General features: G+C 68.2%; 2 protein-coding genes. Both read right to left on the bottom strand.

Going from position 1 to position 1,965, the window contains the following annotated elements; all coding sequences use genetic code 11:
* Positions 1-365 (bottom strand): hypothetical protein (locus tag WBH99_RS03140; protein WP_424218656.1); only part of this gene is annotated, 365 nt, incomplete at its 3' end.
* Complete coding sequence (gene pyk / locus WBH99_RS03135; RefSeq protein ID WP_424218655.1) at positions 365-1,798, bottom strand: pyruvate kinase; 1,434 nt, start codon at positions 1,796-1,798, stop codon at positions 365-367. The genes WBH99_RS03140 and pyk, both read right to left, overlap by 1 nt.
* Between the last annotated feature and the right edge of the window lie 167 nt (positions 1,799-1,965).

Raw genomic sequence — 1,965 nt, 5'->3', positions numbered from 1 at the left:
GCTCTGGCCGCGGCCCCGGGCGGGGGCGGCAGGCGGTGATGGAGTTGCAGCAGGGCGCGGGCGAGCCGGGTTTCGGCGTCGAAATAGCGGGCCAGATACAGGCGGGCGCTGCCGTCTAGAATCAGCGGCGTGGCGGCCCCGGGCGGCCCGGCCACACCCGAGGCACACAGGGCTTCCAGGTCGAAGGGCAAAGGGCCGCGCTCCAGGGACAGGCAGACATGGCCCTCGGCCACCGCTTCGGCCACGGCCTTGCCGCCGGCCCAGGCGGCCTGCGCGGCCTCGACCGGGGCGCCCAGTTGCCGGGACCAGCGCCGGCATTGATCGGCAAAGGCCAGCGCCAGCAGGTTTTCGCCGGAACGGGCCATCAGCCGACCTGGTGTTCCCCGACCCGGACGATCTTCAGGGTGTTGGTGCCGCCGACGCAGCCGATCGGCTCGCCGATGGTGAGCACGATCAGGTCGCCCTTTTCCACCACGCCCTTGGCGATCAGCAGCTCCTCGGCCTCCTGTAGCAGCATGTCCCGGTCCATGTGCTGCTGGCTCATGAGGAGCGGATAGACCTCCCGGTAGATCACCATGGTGCCCATGGCCTTCGGGTCCGGGGTCAGGGCGTAGATCGGCACGCCGCAATTGAGGCGGCTCATCCAGAGCGCGGTAGAGCCGGACTGGGTCAGGGCGGCGATGGCCTTGACCTTGAGGTGATGCGCGGTCCAGATGGCGGCCATGGCGATCGATTGATCGATGCGGGTGAACACCCGGTCGAGCATGTCACGATCGAGCGTCACCTCGGCGGAACGCTCCGCCTCGAGGCAGACCCGGGCCATGGATTCCACGGTTTCCACCGGGTAGGCGCCGCTCGCGGTCTCGGCCGAGAGCATCACCGCATCGGTGCCGTCCAGCACCGCATTGGCGACGTCGGAGACTTCGGCCCGGGTCGGCACCGGGGAATGGATCATCGATTCCATCATCTGGGTGGCGGTGATGGTGAACTTGTTCTTGTCGCGGGCGGCCCGGATCATCTTCTTCTGCAGGGCCGGCACGGCGGCATCGCCCACTTCCACGGCGAGGTCGCCCCGGGCCACCATGATGCCGTCGGAAGCTTCGAGGATTTCTTCGAGATGGGTGATGGCTTCGGTGCGCTCGATCTTGGCGATCAGGCGCGCGTGGCTGCCGGCGGCGCGCAGCAGCTGCCGCGCCATGTACATATCGGCGGCGCTCTTGGGGAAGGAGACGGCGACGAAATCCACCTCCAGGGCCGCGGCGGTCTTGATGTCCTCCATGTCCTTGGCGGTCAGGGCCGGGGCGGTGAGGCCGCCGCCCTGGCGGTTGATGCCCTTGTTGTTGGAGAGCACGCCGCCCACCCGCACGCGGGTGTGGATCTCCGTCCCCTTCACCTTCTCGACCTGCAGCTTCAGGCGGCCATCGTCGAGCAGCAGGATGTCGCCGGGCTGCACGTCCCGGGGCAGATCCTCGTAATCCAGCCCGACCCGCTCGGCATTGCCCAGGGTGCAGCCGGCATCGAGGATGAATTCGGCGCCTTTTTCCAGGGTGATCTTGCCTTCTTCGAACTTGCCGACCCGGATCTTGGGGCCTTGCAGGTCGGCGAGGATGCCGACGCAGCGGCCCGCCCGGGCGGCCACCTCGCGCACGGTCACGGCCCGCGCCATGTGGTCTGCGGCGCTACCGTGGGAGAAGTTGAGGCGCACCACGTCGATGCCGGCTTCCACCAGGCGTTCCAGCACGGCAGGATCGGAAGAGGCGGGGCCCAGGGTGGCGACGATCTTGGTATGACGGCTCATGTTGTCATGTCTCCCGTGAGGATTGTCTTCAGGCCAGGCTGTCGAGCAGGTCTTGCAACTTTTGACGCAGTTCGGCGACCTCGTTTTCCAGGGCGGCGAGCCGGGCTTCCAGGCCACTGGCCGGCGCGGCACTTGCCTGCGGCGCCGTCAGGTCCACGGTGCCGCAC

This window comes from Azovibrio sp., assembly GCF_049658005.1.
Taxonomy (GTDB): Bacteria; Pseudomonadota; Gammaproteobacteria; order Burkholderiales; family Rhodocyclaceae; genus Azovibrio.
Note: the sequence above shows the minus strand (reverse complement) of the source record. Positions and strands in the feature narration are given on the sequence as shown.

Coding starts and splice junctions, on each gene's coding strand:
- pyk (WP_424218655.1), bottom strand. CDS start 1,798: ATGAGCCGTCATACCAAGATCGTCGCCACCCTGGGCCCCGCCTCTTCC.